This window comes from Kitasatospora sp. NPDC058184, from assembly GCF_042883725.1.
Taxonomy (GTDB): Bacteria; Actinomycetota; Actinomycetes; order Streptomycetales; family Streptomycetaceae; genus Kitasatospora.
The window spans coordinates 129,353-149,647 of sequence record NZ_JBHVVE010000004.1 but is presented as its reverse complement, the minus strand read 5'-3'; the positions used below and the strand labels follow the sequence as shown (position 1 = coordinate 149,647).

General features: G+C 75.0%; 20 protein-coding genes. 10 read left to right on the top strand and 10 right to left on the bottom strand.

What is annotated here, in order from left to right; translation table 11 throughout:
- Positions 1-3: 3 nt before the first annotated feature.
- Together dapC and fdxA are read right to left on the bottom strand one after the other, a co-directional pair.
- Complete coding sequence (dapC, locus tag ACFVXH_RS09295) at positions 4-1,152, bottom strand: succinyldiaminopimelate transaminase (RefSeq protein WP_074001371.1); 1,149 nt, start codon at positions 1,150-1,152, stop codon at positions 4-6.
- A 20-nt stretch (positions 1,153-1,172) separates the two neighbouring features.
- Positions 1,173-1,499, bottom strand: a complete 327-nt coding sequence (fdxA, locus tag ACFVXH_RS09290) for a ferredoxin (RefSeq protein ID WP_030061559.1) — start codon at positions 1,497-1,499, stop codon at positions 1,173-1,175.
- A 289-nt stretch (positions 1,500-1,788) separates the two neighbouring features.
- Here fdxA and ACFVXH_RS09285 point away from each other — a divergent pair, with 289 nt between their 5' ends.
- Both ACFVXH_RS09285 and ACFVXH_RS09280 read left to right on the top strand, forming a co-directional pair.
- The gene (locus ACFVXH_RS09285; protein ID WP_380779481.1) at positions 1,789-2,643 is read left to right on the top strand and encodes a GNAT family N-acetyltransferase; all 855 of its coding nucleotides are present in this window, start codon (positions 1,789-1,791) and stop codon (positions 2,641-2,643) included.
- A 97-nt stretch (positions 2,644-2,740) separates the two neighbouring features.
- On the top strand, positions 2,741-3,613 hold the full coding sequence (locus ACFVXH_RS09280; protein ID WP_074001369.1) for a transglutaminase-like domain-containing protein: 873 nt from the start codon (positions 2,741-2,743) through the stop codon (positions 3,611-3,613).
- Positions 3,614-3,654: 41 nt separating this feature from the next.
- Here ACFVXH_RS09280 and ACFVXH_RS09275 read toward each other — a convergent pair whose 3' ends face one another.
- Positions 3,655-4,284: a response regulator gene (locus ACFVXH_RS09275; protein ID WP_380741170.1), complete on the bottom strand. Its 630-nt coding sequence runs from the start codon at positions 4,282-4,284 to the stop codon at positions 3,655-3,657.
- Positions 4,285-4,348: 64 nt separating this feature from the next.
- On the opposite strand from ACFVXH_RS09275, the gene ACFVXH_RS09270 reads away from it, so the two are divergent.
- Together ACFVXH_RS09270 and ACFVXH_RS09265 are read left to right on the top strand one after the other, a co-directional pair.
- Positions 4,349-5,290, top strand: coding sequence for a MerR family transcriptional regulator (locus tag ACFVXH_RS09270; protein WP_387821823.1), 942 nt, complete (start codon positions 4,349-4,351; stop codon positions 5,288-5,290).
- Positions 5,287-5,778, top strand: a complete 492-nt coding sequence (locus tag ACFVXH_RS09265) for a GNAT family N-acetyltransferase (protein ID WP_375874143.1) — start codon at positions 5,287-5,289, stop codon at positions 5,776-5,778. Before ACFVXH_RS09270 ends, ACFVXH_RS09265 begins: the two co-directional genes overlap by 4 nt.
- A 41-nt stretch (positions 5,779-5,819) precedes the next feature.
- On the opposite strand, the gene ACFVXH_RS09260 is transcribed toward ACFVXH_RS09265, so the two are convergent.
- From ACFVXH_RS09260 to murJ, 3 genes are read right to left on the bottom strand one after another with little or no spacing between them, the layout of a single operon-like run.
- Positions 5,820-6,173 carry a hypothetical protein gene (locus ACFVXH_RS09260; protein ID WP_117489428.1) on the bottom strand — a complete coding sequence of 118 codons (354 nt, stop codon included), beginning with the start codon at positions 6,171-6,173 and terminating at the stop codon, positions 5,820-5,822.
- A gap of 14 nt (positions 6,174-6,187) precedes the next feature.
- On the bottom strand, positions 6,188-6,508 hold the full coding sequence (locus tag ACFVXH_RS09255; protein WP_049657348.1) for a hypothetical protein: 321 nt from the start codon (positions 6,506-6,508) through the stop codon (positions 6,188-6,190).
- A complete protein-coding gene (murJ, locus tag ACFVXH_RS09250; protein WP_387821820.1) occupies positions 6,505-8,109 on the bottom strand; it encodes a murein biosynthesis integral membrane protein MurJ in 1,605 nt (534 codons plus the stop codon). Before murJ ends, ACFVXH_RS09255 begins: the two co-directional genes overlap by 4 nt.
- A 143-nt stretch (positions 8,110-8,252) precedes the next feature.
- Between murJ and ACFVXH_RS09245 the strand changes: the two genes are divergently transcribed.
- Together ACFVXH_RS09245 and ACFVXH_RS09240 are read left to right on the top strand one after the other, a co-directional pair.
- Entirely contained in the window at positions 8,253-8,918 is a 666-nt protein-coding gene (locus ACFVXH_RS09245; RefSeq protein WP_049657347.1) for a response regulator transcription factor, read from the top strand.
- 3 nt (positions 8,919-8,921) lie between these two features.
- A complete protein-coding gene (locus ACFVXH_RS09240; RefSeq protein ID WP_387821817.1) occupies positions 8,922-10,340 on the top strand; it encodes a sensor histidine kinase in 1,419 nt (472 codons plus the stop codon).
- 17 nt (positions 10,341-10,357) lie between these two features.
- Here ACFVXH_RS09240 and ACFVXH_RS09235 read toward each other — a convergent pair whose 3' ends face one another.
- The 4 genes from ACFVXH_RS09235 to ACFVXH_RS09220 form a co-directional block, all read right to left on the bottom strand.
- Positions 10,358-11,620, bottom strand: a complete 1,263-nt coding sequence (locus tag ACFVXH_RS09235; protein ID WP_387821814.1) for a sensor histidine kinase — start codon at positions 11,618-11,620, stop codon at positions 10,358-10,360.
- A gap of 8 nt (positions 11,621-11,628) precedes the next feature.
- Positions 11,629-12,351, bottom strand: coding sequence for an ABC transporter permease (locus tag ACFVXH_RS09230; RefSeq protein ID WP_387821811.1), 723 nt, complete (start codon positions 12,349-12,351; stop codon positions 11,629-11,631).
- Complete coding sequence (locus tag ACFVXH_RS09225) at positions 12,348-13,322, bottom strand: ABC transporter ATP-binding protein (RefSeq protein ID WP_387821808.1); 975 nt, start codon at positions 13,320-13,322, stop codon at positions 12,348-12,350. Before ACFVXH_RS09225 ends, ACFVXH_RS09230 begins: the two co-directional genes overlap by 4 nt.
- A 195-nt stretch (positions 13,323-13,517) precedes the next feature.
- On the bottom strand, positions 13,518-15,671 hold the full coding sequence (locus tag ACFVXH_RS09220; RefSeq protein ID WP_387821805.1) for a prolyl oligopeptidase family serine peptidase: 2,154 nt from the start codon (positions 15,669-15,671) through the stop codon (positions 13,518-13,520).
- Between the two features lie 313 nt (positions 15,672-15,984).
- Here ACFVXH_RS09220 and ACFVXH_RS09215 point away from each other — a divergent pair, with 313 nt between their 5' ends.
- The 4 genes from ACFVXH_RS09215 (at position 15,985) to ACFVXH_RS09200 (ending at position 20,287) form a co-directional block, all read left to right on the top strand.
- Positions 15,985-16,179: a DUF2304 family protein gene (locus ACFVXH_RS09215; RefSeq protein ID WP_049658010.1), complete on the top strand. Its 195-nt coding sequence runs from the start codon at positions 15,985-15,987 to the stop codon at positions 16,177-16,179.
- 31 nt (positions 16,180-16,210) lie between these two features.
- Positions 16,211-17,119, top strand: a complete 909-nt coding sequence (gene mshB / locus ACFVXH_RS09210; RefSeq protein WP_049658011.1) for an N-acetyl-1-D-myo-inositol-2-amino-2-deoxy-alpha-D-glucopyranoside deacetylase — start codon at positions 16,211-16,213, stop codon at positions 17,117-17,119.
- Positions 17,116-17,574, top strand: a complete 459-nt coding sequence (locus tag ACFVXH_RS09205) for a DUF6113 family protein (RefSeq protein WP_220450057.1) — start codon at positions 17,116-17,118, stop codon at positions 17,572-17,574. Before mshB ends, ACFVXH_RS09205 begins: the two co-directional genes overlap by 4 nt.
- A 244-nt stretch (positions 17,575-17,818) precedes the next feature.
- On the top strand, positions 17,819-20,287 hold the full coding sequence (locus ACFVXH_RS09200; protein WP_198959318.1) for a peptidoglycan binding domain-containing protein: 2,469 nt from the start codon (positions 17,819-17,821) through the stop codon (positions 20,285-20,287).
- Positions 20,288-20,295 lie beyond the last annotated feature (8 nt).

Sequence of the window (20,295 nt, the reverse complement as noted above, 5' to 3'; positions counted from 1 at the left end):
CGGTCAGCTCGCGGCGCCCAGCCGCTCCACGGCCGCGGCGACCCGCTCGTCGGTCGCCGTGAACGCGACCCGCACGAAGCGGTCGCCGGCCGGCCCGTAGAAGTCGCCGGGCGCCACCAGGATGCCCAGCCCGGCCAGTTCGGCCACGGTCTCCCAGCACGGGCGGTCCTGGGTCGCCCACAGGTAGAGGCTCGCCTCGGAGTGCTCGATCCGGAAGCCGTACGCCTCCAGCGCCGCCCGCAGCGCCGAGCGCCGGGCCGCGTACCGCTCGCGCTGCTCGGCCACGTGGGCGTCGTCCGCGAGCGCGGCGACCGTCGCCGCCTGGACCGGCGCCGGCACGATCATGCCGCCGTGCTTGCGCACCTCCAGCAGCTCCCTGACCACCACCGGGTCGCCCGCCACGAAGGAGGCGCGGTAGCCGGCCAGGTTGGAGCGCTTGGAGAGCGAGTGGACGGCCAGCAGGCCCTCGTGGCCGTCGCCGCAGACGTCCGGGTGCAGGACGGAGACCGGCTCGGCCTCCCAGCCCAGCTCCAGGTAGCACTCGTCGCTGACCAGCAGCGCCCCGTGCTCCCTGGCCCACTCGACGGCCCGGCGCAGCTCGTCCGCGCCCAGCACCCGACCGGTCGGGTTGGACGGCGAGTTCACCCAGAGCAGGCGCACCCGGGAGCCGTCCAGCTCGTCCACCGAGTCGTACTCGACCGGCTCGGCGCCGCACAGCCGGGCGCCCACCTCGTAGGTCGGGTAGGCCAGGCGCGGGTAGGCGACCTGGTCGCCGGGGCCGAGGCCGAGCTGGGTCGGCAGCCAGGCCACCAGCTCCTTGGAGCCGACGGTCGGGAGCACGGCCTGCGGGCCGGTCTCCGCGCCGAGGCGGCGGTGCAGCCAGCCGGCGATCGCCTCGCGCAGCTCCAGCGGGCCCCAGACGGTCGGGTAGCCGGGGGTGTCGGTGTGCGCGGCCAGCGCCTTCTGGATCACCTCGGGGACCGGGTCCACCGGGGTGCCGACGGAGAAGTCGCAGAGCCCGCCGGGGTGGGCCAGGGCGGTCGCCTTGTACGGCTCCAGCTTGTCCCAGGGGAAGACAGGGAGCTTGTCCGAAACGCGGCGCGCCGCCCCCGGGTGACCCGGGAACGGCGCGCGCGTGCTGTTGGTACTCACAGCTGTTGTGCCACCGATCGTCAGTGGTCGGCGTTCTGCGGCGGCAGAGCGGCGATGAACGGGTGGTCACGCTCGATCAGACCGAGCTTGGAGGCGCCGCCGGGGGAACCCAGGTCGTCGAAGAACTCGACGTTCGCCTTGTAGTAGTCCTTCCACTCCTCCGGAGTGTCGTCCTCGTAGAAGATCGCCTCGACCGGGCAGACCGGCTCGCACGCGCCACAGTCGACACACTCATCCGGGTGGATGTAGAGCGATCGCTCGCCCTCGTAGATGCAGTCAACCGGGCACTCTTCGATGCACGCCTTGTCCTTCACGTCGACACAAGGCTGCGCGATGACGTAGGTCACGCTGTCGTTCCTCCTCGGAAGGGCCTGGTGGCCCGTTCTGTTCTGCTGCCGTGCGCGGTGAGCGCGGCGTCGTCGATGCCCGCCCCTAGTATCGCGGGTCGGAGACCGCAAATGCACAGGAGGTGGCCAGATGGCGACGCACGACCCGGTCGGCGACCGTCCGGAAGTCCGGATAGACCGCTCTGACGTGGGACGACGCGTGTCCGTCCGCCGCCTCGCGGAGTTCGTGGACGACCGGCCGGTGTTCCGGGATTCGATCGGCGTGCTCACATCGTGGGACGATCATGGGTTGACGATCGCCCCTCGAACCGGCGATCCGGTGTTCTTGCCGGAGAAGCTGCTGGTCGCAGGCAAGACCGTGCCGCCGTTCCCGGCCCGGCGCGTCCCGTTGCCGGTCACCGAGCCGGTCGAACTGCAGCGGATCGCGGGCCGCGGCTGGCCGGCCGTCGAGCAGGAGCCGCTCGGCGAGTGGACGCTGCGCGCCGCGGCCGGGTTCACCCGGCGGGCCAACTCCGTCCAGGCGCTCGGGGACCCGGGACTGCCGCTGCCCCGGGCGCTGGCGGCCGTCCGCGCCTGGTACGCGGCGCGCGGACTGCCCGCGTACGTCGAGGTGATCTCCCCCGGCTCGCCCCCGGCGCTGGTCGCCGAACTCGACCGGCTCGGCGCCGGGTACGCGCCCACCCTGGTCCGCACCGCCCCGCTGGCCGGGCTCGCCCGGGCCGGCGCCGGGCACGACAGGGTGCGCCTCGCGCGGACCGCGGACGACCGGTGGCTGTCGGTGTACCGGCGGGTGAGCGGCGACCCGGCGGTGGAGGAGGCGGCCCGGCGGGTGCTGCACGGCGGGCCCTCGGTCTGGTTCGCCACCGTGCCGGGCGCCCCCGGGCAGCCGCCGCTGGCGATCGGACGCTGCGTCATCGAGGGCGCCTGGGCCTGCTTCGGCGCGATCGAGGTCCAGCCGTACGCCCGGCGGGCCGGACTGGCGACGACGGTCATGGCGGTGCTCGCCTCGCGCGCGGCCGAGGAGGGGGCGAGCGGCGGCTACCTCCAGGTCGAGGCGGAGAACGCGGGGGCGATCGCGCTCTATGACGGACTCGGCTTCACGACCAGTCACACTTACCACTACGCGCTCCTCCCCCAGGGGTAGCCGCCAGGCCGTACCGTCCGTCCGTTCGTCCGATCGCCCGCCCGATCGTCCGTCCGCCGCCTTGTCCGTCCGCCGTACGAAAGCCGTCGCCGTCACCGTGACCGAGCAGAGCAGAGACCGCTTCCGGACCGCCGCCCGCGCCGAGCAGCCCGACCCGGTGCTGCTGTGCCTGCTCGCCGCCGCCGAGCACGGCATGGTGCCCGACCCCGGCGACCCCGGCGAACCGCCGGGCGTGGACGCGCTGCTCGCCGCCTGCGAGGCCGCGTTCGAGCGGCACGCGGCGGCGGTCCGGACGGCCGTCGCCGAGCGGGCGCCGACCGGGCCGGAGGAGACCGCCGCCCTGCTCGCCGCGGTGCTCGGCGGGCGGGAGCGCTTCCACGGGCGGCAGTCGGACTACCGGCGGCTGGAGTCCTCGCTGCTGCCCGAGGTGCTGCGGCGCCGGCGCGGGCTGCCGATCACGCTCTCCCTGGTGTGGATGGCGGTCGGCCGGCGGGCCGGGCTGACCGTCCACGGCATCGCGCTGCCCGGCCACTTCATCGTCGCGGTGGGCGGCCCGGCCGGCGGCGAGGACTACGTCCTGGCCGACCCGTTCCACGGCGGGCGGCTGCTCGACCCGGCGGACGTCGAACGGCTGGTCGCCGCCGCCGGGGCGGAGTTCACCCCCGCCCTGCTCACCCCGGCCCAGCCGCTGGAGGTCGTGCTGCGGGTGCTCGGCAACATCCGGCTCTGGGCCGCCGACCGCCCCGAGCACGCCCGCACCCAGCTCTGGGCCACCGAACTCGCCCTGCTGCTGCCCCGGCACCCCGCCCAGCTGCGCCTGGAACGGGCCGAACTCCTCGTCCGCACCGGGGACTTCCTCGGCGGCTCGGCGGAGATGGACGCCTACGCGCAGATCCTCGACGCCTTCGACCCGGACACCGCCGCCAAGGTCCGGCAGGAGGCCCGGGCGGCCCGGCACCGGCTCAACTGACCCCCGTCTGCGGGTCGACGCCGGGGGCTTGAAGACGGGCCCTACAGCCAGCCCTTCTCCCGGGCGATCCGGACCGCCTCGGTGCGGTTGCGGGCCTCGGTCTTCTGGATCGCCATCGACAGGTAGTTGCGCACCGTCCCCTCGGAGAGGTGCAGCCGCCGGGCGATGTCCGCGTTCACCGCACCGTCGGCGGCCGCGCCCAGCACGTCCCGCTCGCGCGGGGTCAGCGGGTTGGCGCCCTCGGCCAGCGCGGCGGCGGCCAGCACCGGGTCGATCACCCGCTCGCCGCGCAGCACCCGTCGGATCGCCTCCGCCAGCTCGGCGGCCGGCGCGTCCTTCACCAGGAACGCGTCCGCGCCCGACTCCATCGCCCGGCGCAGGTAGCCGGGCCGGCCGAAGGTCGTCGCGATGACCACCTTCGTCCGGGGCGCCCGGTCGCGCAGCTCGGCGGCCGCCTCGATGCCCGTCATCCCCGGCATCTCGATGTCCAGCACGGCGACCTGCACGTCGTTCGCGAGCACCGCCGCCACCACCTCGTCCCCGCGGCCGACCTGCGCGACGACGTCGATGTCCCCCTCCAGCCCGAGCAGCGCGGCCAGCGCCTCCCGGACCATCCCCTGGTCCTCGGCGAGCAGCACGCGGATCGAGGCCCCGTTGTCAGTGTCGTTCATGGCCACGACCTTAGAGGGCCGCGGGCTTGCGTCTCCGGTAAGGGGAGAGTCCAGAGTGGTCCCCATGGACGGCAGCGAAACGCTCTACCCGATCGGCGACCTCGCCCGGCGCACCGGACTCACCGTCAAGACCATCCGGTTCTACGCCGACACCGGCCTCGTCCCGCCCACCGGGCGCAGCGCCGCCGGCTACCGGCTGTACGACGTGCACGCCCTCGCCCGGCTGGACCTCGTCCGCACCCTGCGCGAACTCGGGCTCGACCTGCCCGCGATCCGCCGGGTGCTGGAACGGGAGGCCCCGCTGCACGAGGTGGCCGCCGCACACGCCGAGGCGCTGGAGGTGCAGATCCGCACCCTCCGGCTGCGCCGGGCGGTGCTGCTCGCCGTCGCCCAACGCGCTTCCACACCCGAGGAGATGGGACTCATGCACAAGCTCGCCAAACTCTCCGACGCCGAACGCCGGCGCCTGGTCCACGACTTCGTCGACGAGGCCTTCGGCGGCCTGGACGCCAACCCCGAGTTCGTCGCCATGATGCGCTCCGCCATGCCCGAACTGCCGGACGAGCCAAGGGCGGAGCAGGTCGAGGCCTGGGTCGAACTCGGCGAACTCGTCCAGGACCCGGACTTCCGCGCGGCCGTCCGAAGGATGGCCGAACAGCAGGCCGCCGAACGGGCCGAGGGCGACCGCGGCGGGCTGCACCACGCGCTCACCGAGACCGTACGGTCCCTGGTCGGTGCGGCGCTGGCCGCCGGCACCGACCCCGCCTCCCCCGCGGCCGACCCCGTCCTCGACGCCCTCACCGCCGCCTACGCCGAGACCTTCGGCCGCCCCGACGACGCCGGGTTGCGGCGCTGGCTGCTCGACCGCCTGGAGACCGCCGACGACCCGCGCGCCGAGCGCTACTGGCAGCTGCTGGCGGTCATCAACGGCTGGCCCGTCCCGGAGAGCCTCACCGGGGTATTCCGGTGGTTCACCGGGGCGCTGCGGGCCAGACTGGCGCGATGATCACCCTGGAACCCCTGCGCCCCGACCACGCCGAGGCCCTGCTGGCCTTCGAACGCGCCAACCGCGCGTACTTCGCCCGCAGCATCCCGGACCGCGGCGACGCCTACTTCACCGGCTTCGCGGACCGCCACGCCGCCCTCCTCGCCGAACAGGCCGAGGGCACCTGCCGGTTCCACGTGGTGCTCGACGCGGCCGGCGGGCTGGTCGGCCGCGCCAACCTCGTCGACCTCGCCGACGGCAGCGCCGAACTCGGCTACCGGATCGCCGAGTCGGCCGCCGGCCGCGGCGTCGCGAAGGCCGCCGTCGCCGAGGCCTGCCGCCTCGCGGCCACCGCCTACGGCCTGACCGTCCTGACCGCCGTCACCACCGTCGACAACCCCGCCTCCCAGGCCGTCCTCGCCCGCAACGGCTTCGCGCTCAGCCACCGGTTCCTCCTCGCCGACCGCCCCGCCCTCGCCTACCGCCGCCCCCTGGGCGACCTCGGCTGAGCGCGGGCCCGGCGCGGGCTGAAGGCCGGGCCGGCGTCCCGCTACGGCAGCCAGCGGCGGGCGGCCTCGACGCTGTCGGCGGGGCTGGTGTTGAAGGCGACGGCCGCCTGCGGGGCGTGACGGCGGACCAGGTTGACGACCGCCTCGAAGAACGGCAGCGCCGGTTCGGGCTTGCGGATGCCGCCGCCGATGACGACGACGTCCCAGCGGCGCCCGGCGAGGGCCGCCACGACGGCGGGTTCGGCGGTGTCGTCGGGGGCGACCAGGGTCACGGCGGCGTCGATGCCGTGCTCGGTGAAGCGGGCGAGTTCGGCGTCGAGGAGGGCCCGCACCGCGTCGCCGTCCACGCCGGGGACGGTGTGCGGGTCGAAGCCGAGGATGAGAACGGTGGGCATGCCCGGTACGACGCTCACTCCGGCCGCCCGGGTTCCCCGCCGAGGTAGCGGGCGGCGTCGACGAGGGTGAGCTTGGGGTCGGTCCAGGAGCAGACCTCCAGCCAGGAGAGCCGGCCGTCCTCGGCGAAGAGCAGGATCTCGCCGTCGGAGCCGATCGCCGCCTCGGCGACCACCTCCGAGCGGGCGCCGTCCTGGACGCCGGCGAACAGGGCGGTGCTGCAGCCGCACCGGCAGCGGGACTCGACGCGCAGGTGCGGGACCTGGGCGCGCAGGGGGTGGCCCTCGGGGAGGAGGAAGTCGAGGACCCGGGCGACGTCGCTGGGGAGGAGGGTCATGGGCGCCTGCGCAATCGTGTGGTGAGGACGGACAGTTCTTCGATCCGGAGGAGGTGGGCGAGCAGGAGGTAGCCGACCGCGAGGGCGGCGGCGGCCGGCAGGAGGCCGTACCGGGTGGCCCACCAGGCGCCCGCGGCGGCCGGCAGGGCGGCCAGCAGCGGCTTCCCGTGGGCTCCCAGGACCCGCAGCGGCCCGAGCCGCCGGCGCAGCAGCAGGGCGGCGGCCGCGCAGGTGAGCAGGAACGACGCCCCGTAGCAGCCGGCCATCCCGGTGACGGCCCAGCGCAGCGGCAGCAGCCGGTGGCAGAGCACCGCCCCCAGCGCCGTGGCGGCGACCGGCAGCAGGTTGAGCAGGAAGGGCGTACGGCTGTCGCCGAGCGCGTAGAAGACGCGGGTCAGCGCGTAGCCGGCGGAGTACAGGACCAGGCCGGGCGCGAAGGCGGTCAGCATCCCGGCGATGGCCCGTACGTCGTCGGCGCCGGTGCTCCCGTGCCCGAAGGCGAGCGCGCACAGCTGCGGTGCGAGGACCGCGAACGCGCAGGCCGCCGGGACGGTGACCACCGCGATGGTGCGGACGGTGCGGGCGAGCAGCGCGCGGACGGCCCGCGGGGAGTCGGCGGCGGCGGTGAGCGCGGGGACGACCGCCGTCACCACCGACACCGTGACCACCCCGTGCGGCACGATCCACAGCAGGTACGCGCTGCTGTACGCGGTGTACCCGACGCCCGGCAGCCCGGCCTCGGCGGCCCGCGAGCCGACGGAGGTCGACAGCCGGGTCACCACCCAGTAGCCCACCTGGTCGCCGAGCACCAGCAGCAGCGTCCACCCGGCGGCCCGCAGCGGCTCGCCGAGCCCGGCCTGCCGCCAGTCCCAGCGCGGCCGGGGCCGCACCCCGGCGGCCCGCAGGCAGGGCAGCAGCACCAGGCTCTGCGCCACCACCCCGGCCGTCGTACCGGCCCCGAGCACGGTCACGTCGGCCGTGGAGAAGGACCGTTGGCCGAGGTACCCGGCGAACACCCCGATCACCACCAGGTTGTTGAGCACCGGCGCCCAGGCCATCGGCGCGAACCGCTGCCGGGCGTTGAGGAGTTGGCCGAGCACCGTGAACAGCCCGTAGAAGAACACCTGCGGCAGGCACAGGTACGCCAGCAGCACCGTCCGGTCCAACTGCGCACCGCCGTACGCGGTGTAGGCCCGCACGAGGTACGGCGCGCCCGGCACCACCACCGCCGTCAGCACCAGCAGGGTGACCACCAGCACCGTCACCAGCCGGTCGACGTGCGCCGCCCCGCCGTCCGCCGACTCCTTGGCGGCGCGCACCAGGTGGGGCACCAGCGCGGTGTTCAGCGCGCCGCCGATCAGCAGCACGAACAGCAGGTTGGGCACCGTGTTGGCCACGTTGTACCCGTCCGCGAGCAGCCCCGAGCCGAGGACCGCCACCAGCAGCGCCGAGCGGACGAAGCCGGTGGCCCGGGAGACCACCGTCCCGGCCGCCATCACCAGGCTGGGCGGCGGCGTGCGGCGCGGCCGCCGGTGGCGGGCGGGCCGCGGCGGACCGGGCAGCGGAGGGCGGGGCAACGGAGGACCCTCCAGTACGGTCATCCGCCGGCACCTCCCGTGTCAGGCACCGACTCGAACTGATCGGCGGAAACGGCGAGAGCATGCACCCGCGCCCCTGAAGCGGGGCTGAGAAAGCTGAAGACGGCTTAAGGAACGGATCCGGCGCCGGTGGCATCCTGATCCGCATGGAGATTCTGGTGGTGGAGGACGACGCCCAGGTCGCGGCGGCCGTACGGCGCGGCCTGGAGGTCGAGGGCTACACCGTCGACCTCGCCCCGGACGGCCTCACCGGCCTGCGGCTGGCCCAGCGGCACGCCTACCGGGCGATCGTGCTCGACATCATGCTGCCCGGCCTGAACGGCTACAAGGTGTGCGAGGCACTGCGCGCCGACGGCGTCACCACCCCGATCCTGATGCTGACCGCCAAGGACGGCGAGTACGACGAGGCCGAGGGCCTGGACACCGGCGCCGACGACTACCTCACCAAGCCGTTCTCCTACCTGGTCTTCCTGGCCCGGCTACGCGCGCTGATCCGCCGCAGCCAGACGCCGGGCCCGCTGCTGCGGGTCGGGGACCTGTGGCTGGACCCGGCGGGCCGCCGCTGCGGCCGGGGCGGCGCCGAGATCACCCTCACCGAGCGGGAGTTCGCCGTCCTGCGCTGCCTGGCCGAGCACCCCGGCGAGGTGCTGTCCAAGCGCCGGATCGTCGACGAGGTGTGGGACATCGCCTTCGACGGCGAGGAGTCCATCGTCGAGGTGTACGTCAGCATGCTGCGCCGCAAGGTGGACGCGCCGTTCGGCGTCCGTTCGATCACCACCGTGCGCGGCGTCGGCTACCGGCTGGAGGCCTGACCGGTGCCCGGCAGGCTCTCCACCCGGCTGCGCACCTCGCTGGCGGCCGGCCTGGCCGCGCTGCTGCTGCTCGGCGTCGGCGCCTGGTGGCTGCGCGGCCACATGTACGACGCCCAGCTGGAGGCGGCCGAGGCGGACGCCCAGGCCCAGGCCCGCGAGATCAGCAGCGGCTACAAGCACGGCCAGCAGCTCGCGGACTACGGGCGGCTGCCGTACCTCGTCCTGGACAGCGACGGCCGGGTGCTGACCATGGGCGGCCCGCTGACCACCCAGCACCTGGCCGGGGACCCGCCCGCCGCCGTACCGAAACTCGCGCCGGACGACTGGCAGTCGGTCCAGCGGGTCGCCATCGGCCCGGCCGGGGAGGCCGCCGCCAACCGCTACTCGGGGCGCACCTTCACCGCGCTGGGCAGCTGGAGCCCGCTGCTGCGGCAGAACGACGAGAACGGCCAGCCGGTCAAGCCGGTGGTCGGCCCGTTCACCGTGTACGTGCTGGCCACCCCGTTCGCCGCCGAGGCCTCGCTGCACACCATCGACCCGGTGCTGCAGGTGGGCGTGCCGGCCGCCGCGCTGCTGGTCGCGCTGACGGCCTGGGCGGCGACCAGCCGGGCGCTGCGCCCGGTGGAGGCGATCCGCGCCGAACTGGCCGAGATCGGCGAGCACCGGCTGGACCGCCGCGTCCCGGTGCCTCCCGCCGGCGACGAGCTCACCCGGATGGCCCGGACCACCAACGCCACCCTGGACCGGCTGGAGCGCTCGGCCGTGCAGCAGCAGCGCTTCGTCGCGGACGCCTCGCACGAGCTGCGCAGCCCGATCGCCGCGCTGCGCACCAATCTGGAGGTGTCGCTGGCGCACCCCGACCGCACCGACTGGCCGGCCACCACCCGGGAGGCGCTCACCTCGGTCGAGCGGCTCCAGCAGCTCACCGAGGACCTGCTGTTCCTGGCCCGGGGCGCGCACCCGGCGACGGCCGGCCGGCTCACCACCGTCGACCTGTCCGCCGTGCTGCGCGAGCTCGCCGACCAGTACCGCCCCGGCCTCGGCGCCCGGCTCGCCCTGCGGGTGGACGCGCCCGAGGCGGTGCCGGTGCTCGGCAGCCGCATCCGGCTGCACCGGCTGGTGCGCAACCTGCTGGACAACGCCCGGCGGCACGCGTCCGCCGAGGTGGTGCTGTCCGCGCGGCGGACCGCGCACGGCTGCGTCCTGGAGGTCCGGGACGACGGCCCGGGCGTGCCGCCGGAGGACCGCGAACGGATCTTCGAGCCGTTCACCCGGCTCGACGAGGCCCGCAGCCGGGACTCCGGCGGCAGCGGCCTGGGCCTGGCCATCGCCGCGGACATCGCCACGCGGCACGGCGGCACCCTGCGGGTCGCCCACGCCCCGCGCGGCGCCCGCTTCGTCCTGGAGCTTCCCCCGGCCTGACGGCCTGCGCGGCAGCCCTAAAGAGGCTTCGACACGGGCGCCGGCGCCGCAGTGGGCGCCGTCCGCAGCGGCACCGAGGCCCGCAGCCGGAAGCCCCGCCCGCGCTCCCCCGGCCCGGTCTCCAGCCGCCCGCCGACCAGCGCCAGCCGCTCCTCCAGCCCGGACAGCCCGTTGCCCGGCTGGGACTTGCCCGGCCCGCGCCCGTTGTCGACGATCTCCAGGACGGCGTAGCGCTCGCCGCTCGCCTCCCAGCTCTCGTCCGCCGTGACCGTGCAGACGGTGGCGCCCTCGCCGTGCCGGACGACGTTGGTCACGGCCTCGCGCAGCGCCCAGGCCAGCGCGCCCGTCTCCTCCTCGGCCAGCGACGGCCAGGCGTCCACCAGCTCCGGCGCGGCCTCCAGCCGGACCTGCGCGGCGGCCAGCGCGGTACGGGCGGCGGCCAGTTCGACCGGCAGGGTCGGCCGGCGGAAGCCGGTCACCGCCTCCCGGACGTCGATCAGCGACTGCCGGGCGACCTGCTCGATGTCGGCGACCTGCGCCCGCGCCGCCTCGTCCTTGCCGGCGTCCATGAACCGCCCGGCCAGCTCGCTCTTCAGGGTGATCAGCGACAGCGAGTGCCCGAGCAGGTCGTGCAGGTCGCGGGCCATCCGCAGCCGCTCCTCGGAGGCGGCCAGGTGCGCGACGGCGGCCCGGGCCTCGCGCAGCTCCTTCATGGTGGCGACCAGCCGCTGCAGCCCGGTCATCGCGACGCCGGAGAGGAAGGCGCTGAGCGCGAAGGTGGTGATGTTGTCGTTGCCCGCCCCGATCGCCGCCCCGACCACGGCGGTGAGCACGGCCATGGCGATCAGCACCCGCAGCGCGTACCGGGCCGGCGTGATGATGGCGACGCACACCGAGGCGTAGATGAACAGCGTCAGGAAGGCGGAGCCGAGGACGACCGAGGCGGCGACGGCCAGCGCGACCATCGTCGTGACGATCGCCAGGCAGGCCCGCGGCCGCATCCCGGCCTGCGAGCGGAAGATCACCAGCAGCACGTAGGCGCCCACGAACCCGGCCAGGCAGCACCAGCCGAGCACCGTCCCGGCCGTGGTGTGGGCGCCGCTCAGCAGGTCGCCGGCCGGGTAGGCCAGGTAGAGCATCCACAGCAGCATCCAGGCGACCTTGACCAGCAGCTGCCGCCTGGTCTCCACCGGGGAGCCGGGCACGTTCATGAAGGAGGCGCGCGCCGCTCCCGCCTCCGGCGGTTCGTCGGTGCGGTGGGTCCGGCGCGCGTCACTCATGCCGGTCATCATGCCTGGCGGGTGTCGCGGCGGTACAGCGCCGCCGCGGCGGCGGCGAACACCACGAGGAAGCCGGCCAGCCCGGCGACCGCGACGGTGTCCAGGGAGTGCCCGGGCCGGGTGAAGCCGGCCAGTTGGTTGTACAGGTACACCGGGTTGAACCGGGCGAACTCCTCCAGCGAGCCGCTCACCGGGAACCAGGTGCCGCCGAGCAGGGCCATCGCCATGTAGGTGATCATCACGATCGGCTGCACCGCGTCCGGCGCGGCCGCGTACCCGAGCGCCACCCCGAGCGCGGCGAAGACGAAGCTGCCCAGCCAGAGCGCGGCCGTCAGTCCGGCCCACTGCGGCACGGTCAGCGAGACCCCCTGGCTCGCGCCGACCGCGAAGACCACCAGGATCGCCGGCAGCGTGGTGACCGCGGTCGCCGCGATCTTGCCGACGGTGTACGCCCGGCCGGGCAGCGCGGTCAGCCGCAGCTGGCGCACCCAGCCGCTCTTGCGCTCCAGCGAGATCCGCTGCGCGCTGCCGGTCAGCACCGCGCCGACGGCACCGAAGGTGGCCATCGAGACCATGAAGTAGGTCTTCACCGGCAGGCCGCCGGCCAGCTGGGTGGAGCCGTAGGCGTTGATGAAGAAGAAGTACATCAGCGCCGGGTAGGCGATGGTGAAGAGCAGGTAGCGCCGGTTGCGCAGGGTCCGCAGGATCTCCAGCTTGATCAGGGTGGTCATCGCACGCTCTCCTTGTCGGTGCTCCGCTCGTCGGCGCGCCGGGCGCCGTCCTGGCGGTCCAGTTCGCCAGTGATGGTCAGGAAGGCCTGCTCCAGGCCCACGCCGGCCACCTCCAGCCCGCGCGGGTACAGCCCCGCCCGGTAGATCCCGGCCGCGGTGGCGTCGGCGTCCGCGGTCCGGATCCGCACCGTCCGCACCCCCGGGACCCGCGCGGTGACGTCCAGCGACTGCACGCCGGGCAGGGTGCGCAGCACGGACTCCTCGAACCCGCCGTCCGCGTCGTGGAGTTCGAAGGCGATCCGGCGGGCGCCGGCCCGTGCCTTGATCTCCGCCGAGCTGCCGTCGGCGATCAGCCGGCCGCGGTGCAGCACCAGGACGCGGTCGGCGATCGAGTCGGCCTCCTCCAGGTAGTGGGTGGCGAACAGCACCGTGCGCCCGGCGTCGGCCTGGGCGCGCATGCTCGCCCAGAACGACTGCCGCACGCTGACGTCCATGCCGGTGGTGGGCTCGTCCAGCACGATCAGGTCGTTGTCGCCCGCGATGGCCAGGGCGAAGCGGACCCGCTGCTCCTGGCCGCCGGACAGCTTGTCGACCCGGCGCTCCGCGAACTCGGTGATCCCGGCGTCGGTCAGCACCTCCGTGACCGACCGGCCGCGCGGGTGCACGTCGCAGGCGAGCTGCACCAGCTCGCGCACCTTGACGTCGGACATCAGCCCGCCGCTCTGCAGCATCGCGCCGACCCGGCCGTCCTCGATCGCCGCCCGCGGGGCGCCGCCGAACAGGGTCACGCTGCCCCGGTCGGGCTCGCGCAGGCCGAGCAGCAGGTCCAGGCTGGTGGACTTCCCGGCACCGTTCGGCCCGAGCAGGGCGACGGTCTCGCCCGGTCGGAGCACGAGGTCCAGTCCGTCCACGGCGCGCACCCGCCCGTAGCTCTTGCCCACGCCGCGGAAGGCGGCCACCTCGGTAACCATTGCCCGGCTCCTCTTCCCTGAGGGTGTCACGCTCGTGGTGTCACGACCGGTGCTGTTCGCACCACCTCAGAGTCCCGCGCGGGCGGGTGGCGGCGGCAGTGTCCGCCGTCGTGCCTTCGGCATGACGGATGTCATGCCGGCGGCCGGTACCCCCGTCAGGGGCACCGGCCGCCGAAAGCGCTGGTCAGACGGGTGTCACACGCCCAGCGAGCGCTTCACGAAGTCGACCTGGAGCAGCAGCAGGTTCTCCGCGACCTCCTCCTGCGGGGTCATGTGGGTGACGCCGGACAGCGGCAGCACGGTGTGCGGACGCCCGGCGGCGAGCAGCGCCGAGGACAGCCGCAGGGTGTGCGCGGCCACCACGTTGTCGTCCGCCAGCCCGTGGATGATCATCAGCGGGCGCTCCAGCCCGGCCGCGTACCCGCTCAGCGAGTTGGCGGCGTACACCTCGGGCCGCTCGGCCGGGTCGCCCAGGTAGCGCTCGGTGTAGTGGGTGTCGTACAGCTCCCAGTCGGTCACCGGCGCCCCGGCCACCGCCGCGTGGAAGACGTCCGGGCGGCGCAGCACGGCGAGCGCGGAGAGGTAGCCGCCGTACGACCAGCCGCGGACGGCGACCCGGTCGAGGTCCAGCGGGAACTCCTCGGCGAGCGCCCGCAGCGCCTCCACCTGGTCGTCCAGGGTGGCCCCGGCGAAGTCGAAGGCGATCGACTTCTCCCAGGCCGGCCCGCGCCCGGGGGTGCCGCGCCCGTCGGCGACCACCACCGCGAAGCCCTGGTCGGCGAACCACTGCGAGTTGAGGTGCGGGTTGTGCGCCTGGAGGACGCGCTGGCCGTGCGGGCCGCCGTACGGGTCCATCAGGACGGGCAGCAGGCCGTCCCGCTCGCGGTCGTAGCCGGTGGGCAGGAAGACGGCGGACGGGATGCGGCGCTCGCCGGCGAAGCGGAAGACCGGGCGGGCGGTGATGGCCGGGGTCTCGGCGTACGAGGCGATGGTGGCGACGTCGTCGACCGCCAGGCCCTCCGGCAGGTCCCGGGCGACGGTGACCAGGGTGCCGGGCAGGTCGGGCTCGGCGGTGGCCCGGACGGTGATCCCGCCGCCGTGCACCGCGCTGGTGACGGAGGTGAACGGCCGGCCGTTGGCGGACTCCCAGCCCAGCCGCGTGCCGTCGTGGCTGATCCGGCCGACGCCGATCCAGCCCGGCTCGGGGTCGGTCTCCTCGGCGCCGCCGGCGGCGCTGAAGAACACCTCCCGCTCGGTGACCGCGACGACCGAGCGGACGTGCAGGTCGGCCCCGGTCACGGCACGGTCGCCGATCACCAGCGCCCGCACTCCCCCCTCGTCGGAGATCCGGACCAGCTTGCCGTCCGGGGTCCAGGCCGGTGCGCCCTGGAACAGCTCCAGCCAGGCGCCGTCCTTCTCCTCGTGCAGCACCTCGGTGGCGCCGGTGGCCGTGTCCAGGCCGAGGATCCGCTGGCCGCGCTGGTCGCGGGTCTGGACCAGGAGCAGCGGCACGCCGCCCTTCGACCAGTGCACCCGGCCCAGGTACGGGTAGGCCTCGCGGTCCCAGACCACCTCGGTGCGCCCGCCGTACAGGTCGAGCAGCCAGAGCCCGACCTCGGCGTTGGCGCCGCCGGCCGCCGGGTAGGCGACCTCGGCGGGCTCGCGGTCCGGGTTCGCCGGGTCGGCGATCCACCAGCGGCGCACCGGGCTGTCGTCGGCGCGCTCGACCAGCAGCCGGTCGCTGTCCGGGGACCACCAGAAGCCGCGGTCGCGGTCCATCTCCTCCTGGGCGATGAACTCGGCCTGGCCCCAGGTGACGTTCGGGCCGTCCGGCTCGGCGAGCACCCGGTCGCCGCCGCCGTCGGTGCGGGTCAGCCGCAGCTCGCCGGCGGCGTTGGCGTACGCGACGTGGGCGCCGTCAGGCGACGGGCGCGGGTCCAACAGCGGCCCCTCGGCGGGCAGTTCGGCGGTGGCGCCGGTGCCGAGGTCGGCGGTGAACAGCCGGCCGGAGAGGGCGAAGGCGGCCAGCGCGCCGGCCGCGTCCAGGGCGTAGCCGACGATGCCGGCCGAGCCCTCGCGGCTGCGCTCGCGGCGGGCCTTCTCGGCCGGCGACAGGTCCTCCCCGCCGCCGCCGAGCAGCGCGGCCGGGTCGGCGGCGACCCGCTCCTCGCCGGTGGCGGTGTCGAGGGTCCAGAGCAGGTTGGCCCGGTCGCGGCCCGAGCCGGAGCGGAGGAAGACGACCCGCGAGCCGTCGGGCGCGACGGAGAAGGAGCGGGGCGCGCCGACGGTGTAGCGCAGGGTCCGCGCGTACTGCCGTGGGAAGGTGTCGGCAGGGGTGTGGGAGGTCATGGCACCAGACCTTATGACGCCGGACCACCACCCCCGGGCGTGCACTGATCACTCGTTCGGAGCATCGTCGGCAAGTACGCCCCAAAGGGGTCCAAACCGCCTCCGACCGGCCCATGCGCCCCTCGGATGCCACGATGCCCCGGCGCGCGTGGCCTCACCGAGGGTAATGCCACCCTTACCCATCGGGTATGACTTGTCGCGCGAGCGGCCGTCCGGCCCCGTCCCGGACCGCGGTCGCCCGCAGCCCCCAGTCCCGCACCGTCCCTCGCCGCCTCCCCGGAGGCGGCGTGCCCGAGAAGGGGTGTGAGCCGACATGGCCATGAACATCTCCGCCGCCGTGCTGATGCTGGTCATCGTGGTGATCCTGATCCGCCGGTCCGGCCTGAAGCTGGCGCACGCGATCGTCTGCGCGCTGCTCGGCTTCTACCTGGCCTCCAGCTCGATCGCCCCGTCGATCAGCCAGGTCACCAGCAACCTCGCCGGAATGATCAACGGCCTGAGGCTCTGACCCCCACCGGCCGGTGGTTAGGCTTCCTCCCATGACCGCGACTACCGGCCGCCGCCTCCTCCTGGTCCACGCGCACCCCGACGACGAGTCGATCGGCAACGGCGCCACCATGGCCCGGTACGCCGCCGAGGGCGCCCGGGTCACGCTGGTGACCTGCACCCTCGGCGAGGGCGGCGAGGTGATCCCCCCGGAGCTGGCCCACCTGACGGCCGATCGGGACGACACCCTCGGCGCGTACCGGATCGGCGAGCTGACCGAGGCGATGAGCGCCCTCGGCGTGTCCGACTTCCGCTTCCTCGGCGGCCCGGGGCGCTACCGCGACTCCGGGATGATGGGCGTGCCCGAGAACGACGTGCCCGGCTGCTTCTGGCAGGCGGACGTCGACGAGGCGGCCGGCCACCTGGTCGCGGTGGTCCGCGAGGTGCGCCCGCAGGTGCTGGTCACGTACGACCCGGACGGCGGCTACGGGCACCCGGACCACATCCAGGCGCACCGGGTCGCGATGCGCGCGTACGAGCTGGCCGCCGACCCGGCGCACCGGCCGGAGCTGGGCCCGGCCTGGCGGATCGCCAAGGTGTACTGGAACCGGATGCCCTGCTCGGTGATCGAGGCCGGGCTCGCCGAGGCCGCCGCCAAGGCGTCCTTCCCGGGTGTCGCGCAGCCCGCCGACGTCCCCGGCGTGGTCGACGACGAGGTGGTCACCACCGTGCTGGACGGCGCCGCGCAGGCGGGGCGCAAGACCGCCGCGATGACCGCCCACGCCACCCAGATCACCGTGGACGGCGCCTTCTTCGCGCTCTCCAACGACCTGGCCCAGCCGCTGTTCACCACCGAGTACTACCAGTTGGTGCGCGGCCAGGCCGGGCCGGGCGAGCCGGAGGACGACCTGTTCGCCGGCCTCGCGCCCGACGCCGCGCCCGCCGAGGAGGGCACCCGATGAGCAAGCCCGCCGCCCGGCCGACCCGCCGCCCGCTCGCCGCCGCCGTGCTCGGCACCCGCGAGGAGCGGCTGGCCGAGCCCCAGCCCCCGCGCGCCGCCCGGATCGCCGCCTACGCCCTGTTCTTCCTGCTGGGCGTCGCGGTGTCGGTCTGCGGATCCTTTGTGCAGGCCCTGTGGCCGCCGGTGGGGGTCCTGTTGGCGCTCGCCGCGACCGCGGCCACCTTCTACGCCGGTCTGCGGGTCACCGGCACCCGGCTCGGCGCGGGCGCGCCCGCGGCCGGCTGGTTCCTGGCGATGCTGCTGCTGATGGTGCCCCGGCCCGAGGGCGACAACGTGCTGTGGTCCAACGCCACCTCGCTGGCCTGGCTGTTCGCCGGCTCGGTGCTGGGCGTGATCTGCGCCACCCTGCCCACCCGCACCAGCTGGTTCCCCGGGGTGCCCGGCCCCCCGCGCTGACCCCGGTCGTGCACGGCGTACCGTACCGCGTACGACGCGCAGTCAGGAGCGTACGGCCTTACTCTCATACCGGAGGAACCGGACGTATCAGGATCTGTCCGAAGCCGTTCGCCGCTCTGTTCTTCCCAGTATGGTGGTCCCGCAGAACGCCGTACCCGACCGCCGCCCGCCCCCGTCAAGGCCCGGCGACCACGAACCGCGGTCGCGCCGCACGGCCCGCCCGCGAACCCGGAGCAGAGCAGCATTGAGCAGCCGCGAATCTGACAACGCCCACCCGACGCCCCGGCGCACGGGTCCGGACGCCTACCCGTCGGGCACCCCGCCCTACGGCACACCGGGGCTCCCCGGCGGCGACCGGGCGGACGCCGGACCGGGCGCCGCGTCGGGCGGCGAGGACGACGGTCCGAAGACCGAGACCACCCTGACCACCCGGGTCCGGATCAACATCCCCGGCTCGCGTCCGATCCCGCCGGTCGTCGTCCGCAGCGCCGTCAAGAACGAGGACGGCCCCGGCGATGACGCCCCGGCGGCGGCCGCCGCCGAACCGGGCGGCCCGCGGCACCGTTCCGCGCCGACCTCGCCCGTCCTCGGTGTGATGGAGGACGGCGGCCGCCAGGCCGCCCCGCCGAACCTGCCGCCGGAGTGGCAGATCCCGCCGATCCCGCCGGCCACCTCCGAGTCGGAGTCCACCGGCGCCTGGTTCCGGCCGCGTCAGAAGAAGGCCCCGGTCGCCGAGCCCGCCCCGGCCGCCGTGCCCGCGGCCGTGCCGGCCGGTGCCGCCGGAGCGGCGGAGGCCCTGGCCGTGCCGGGCGCCGTCGCCGAGCCGCGCCCGCAGGGTGCCCACCCGGCCGCGGGCCAGGCCGCCCGCGCCAACGGCGCCCCGAACGGCCGCCCGGTGCCCGCCCAGGGCAAGCAGCCGCGCCCGGCCGCGCCCGCCGCGCCGTTCCAGGCCGAGGCCCCGGTGGAGGAGCCCGGCGTGTACGAGGCCGCCGCCCCCTTCACGCCGGTCGCCGATCCCTTCGCCCCGGTCGCCGACCCGTTCGCGCCGACCGCCGACCCGTTCGTCGCACCGGTCGCCGACCCGTTCGGCACCTCCGTCCCCGACGCCGGCCAGCAGGGCGGCCTCCCCCGGCGGGGCGGCGGCCAGCGGAACCGTCAGCAGCCGGGCGGGCAGCAGCTCGACGACCGGGCGGGCGGCCCGCGCCAGTCCGGTCCGCGCAACGACTTCCAGGCGAACGGCCACCCGGCCCCCGCACCGCACCCGCAGGCCGGACCGGCCGGCGAGCCGGGCCCGGAGGACACCTCGGTCGACGGCTTCGCGCCGATCCGCGACACCACCCCGCCGCCCGCCGCGATACCCGGCCTGCCCCGGAACGGCGCCCCGCACGGCGCCGACGGCCGTCCGCAGCCGGGCCTGTTCGCCTCGGCCCCGACCGGCACCGACCCGTTCGCGGCCCAGCGCCCGACCGCTCCCGGCCAGGACGCCCCCGCCACCCCGGCGGGCCCCGGCGCCCTCTTCCCGGGCGCTCCCGGCGGCGCCCCGCAGCCCGGCGACCCGGAGGCCACCGCGGTCACCCCGCTGCCGGCCCCGGCCCCCGGCCCCCGGCCCGAGGCCGCCACGGACACCAAGGGCGGCAAGGGCAAGGGCGGCAAGGGTGGAAAGGGCACCAAGGACGCCAAGGGCGACAAGGCCGCCCCCGCTCCGGCCCCCGCCAAGGCGAAGGCCGAACCCGCCGCCCCCGCCAAGGCCAAGCGCGGCGGAGCCGGCAAGAAGCTGGTCAAGCTGGGCGTCTACGGCGGCGTCGCGGTGCTGTTCCTCGGCGCGGCCGCGTACGGCACCGGTCTGATGCTCAACCAGTCCGACGTCCCCAAGGGCACCGTGGTGCTCGGCGCCGAGATCGGCGGCAGCAGCCGCGACCAGGCGATCCACCAGCTGGACGAGTCGGTCGGCAAGGCCGGCCAGCAGCCGCTCAAGCTGAAGATCGGCGACCAGGCCGTGGACCTCGACCCGGCGGTCGCCGGGCTGAGCTTCGACACCACCGCCACCGTGGACGGCCTGGCCCAGCACAGCTACAACCCGGTCGACGTCATCAAGTCGCTCCAGGGCGGCACCAAGGCCGTCGCCCCGGAGGTCAAGGTCGACAAGGCCAAGCTCCGGGCCGCCCTGGACACCCTCGCGGCCGGCTCCGGCCAGGGCCTCCAGGAGGGCTACATCAAGTTCGGCGACGTCAACGGCGAGCCGATCGTCGTGCCCGGCCGGGCCGGGCAGGCGGTGGAGTCGGCGAGCGCCCTGGAGGCGATCGAGCAGGCCTACCGCGACCGCGCCGACGGCAAGCCCGACCAGCCGATCGCCCTCGCCGTCACGGCCGCCCAGCCGAAGATCTCCACCCAGGCCCTCCAGGCCGCCGCCGACAGCCTCGGCAAGCAGATCGCCGCGGGCAAGGTGCACGTCGTGGCCGGCGCGAAGACCTGGGACTTCGGCCCCAAGACCGCGGCCAAGGCGCTCACGCTCGTCCCGGACGCCTCCGGCAAGATCGTGCCCAAGTGGGACCTCGACGCGCTCGCCGCCCAGCTGGGCACCGCGTTCGACAAGGTGAAGGTCAAGAAGAACGGCCAGGTCGCCGCGATCACCCCGCAGGACGTCGCGGACGGCATCACCTCGGTGTTCGACAAGACCGGCGACAAGGACCGCACCTTCAAGTTCGTGGTCTGACCCGTCCA

Coding starts and splice junctions, on each gene's coding strand:
- murJ (WP_387821820.1), bottom strand. CDS start 8,109: ATGACCGTACTGGAGGGTCCTCCGTTGCCCCGCCCTCCGCTGCCCGGT.
- ACFVXH_RS09235 (WP_387821814.1), bottom strand. CDS start 11,620: ATGAGTGACGCGCGCCGGACCCACCGCACCGACGAACCGCCGGAGGCG.
- ACFVXH_RS09220 (WP_387821805.1), bottom strand. CDS start 15,671: ATGACCTCCCACACCCCTGCCGACACCTTCCCACGGCAGTACGCGCGG.
- ACFVXH_RS09215 (WP_049658010.1), top strand. CDS start 15,985: ATGGCCATGAACATCTCCGCCGCCGTGCTGATGCTGGTCATCGTGGTG.
- ACFVXH_RS09245 (WP_049657347.1), top strand. CDS start 8,253: ATGGAGATTCTGGTGGTGGAGGACGACGCCCAGGTCGCGGCGGCCGTA.
- ACFVXH_RS09270 (WP_387821823.1), top strand. CDS start 4,349: ATGGACGGCAGCGAAACGCTCTACCCGATCGGCGACCTCGCCCGGCGC.
- ACFVXH_RS09255 (WP_049657348.1), bottom strand. CDS start 6,508: ATGACCCTCCTCCCCAGCGACGTCGCCCGGGTCCTCGACTTCCTCCTC.
- ACFVXH_RS09225 (WP_387821808.1), bottom strand. CDS start 13,322: ATGGTTACCGAGGTGGCCGCCTTCCGCGGCGTGGGCAAGAGCTACGGG.
- mshB (WP_049658011.1), top strand. CDS start 16,211: ATGACCGCGACTACCGGCCGCCGCCTCCTCCTGGTCCACGCGCACCCC.
- ACFVXH_RS09265 (WP_375874143.1), top strand. CDS start 5,287: ATGATCACCCTGGAACCCCTGCGCCCCGACCACGCCGAGGCCCTGCTG.
- ACFVXH_RS09275 (WP_380741170.1), bottom strand. CDS start 4,284: ATGAACGACACTGACAACGGGGCCTCGATCCGCGTGCTGCTCGCCGAG.
- ACFVXH_RS09260 (WP_117489428.1), bottom strand. CDS start 6,173: ATGCCCACCGTTCTCATCCTCGGCTTCGACCCGCACACCGTCCCCGGC.
- ACFVXH_RS09205 (WP_220450057.1), top strand. CDS start 17,116: ATGAGCAAGCCCGCCGCCCGGCCGACCCGCCGCCCGCTCGCCGCCGCC.
- ACFVXH_RS09230 (WP_387821811.1), bottom strand. CDS start 12,351: ATGACCACCCTGATCAAGCTGGAGATCCTGCGGACCCTGCGCAACCGG.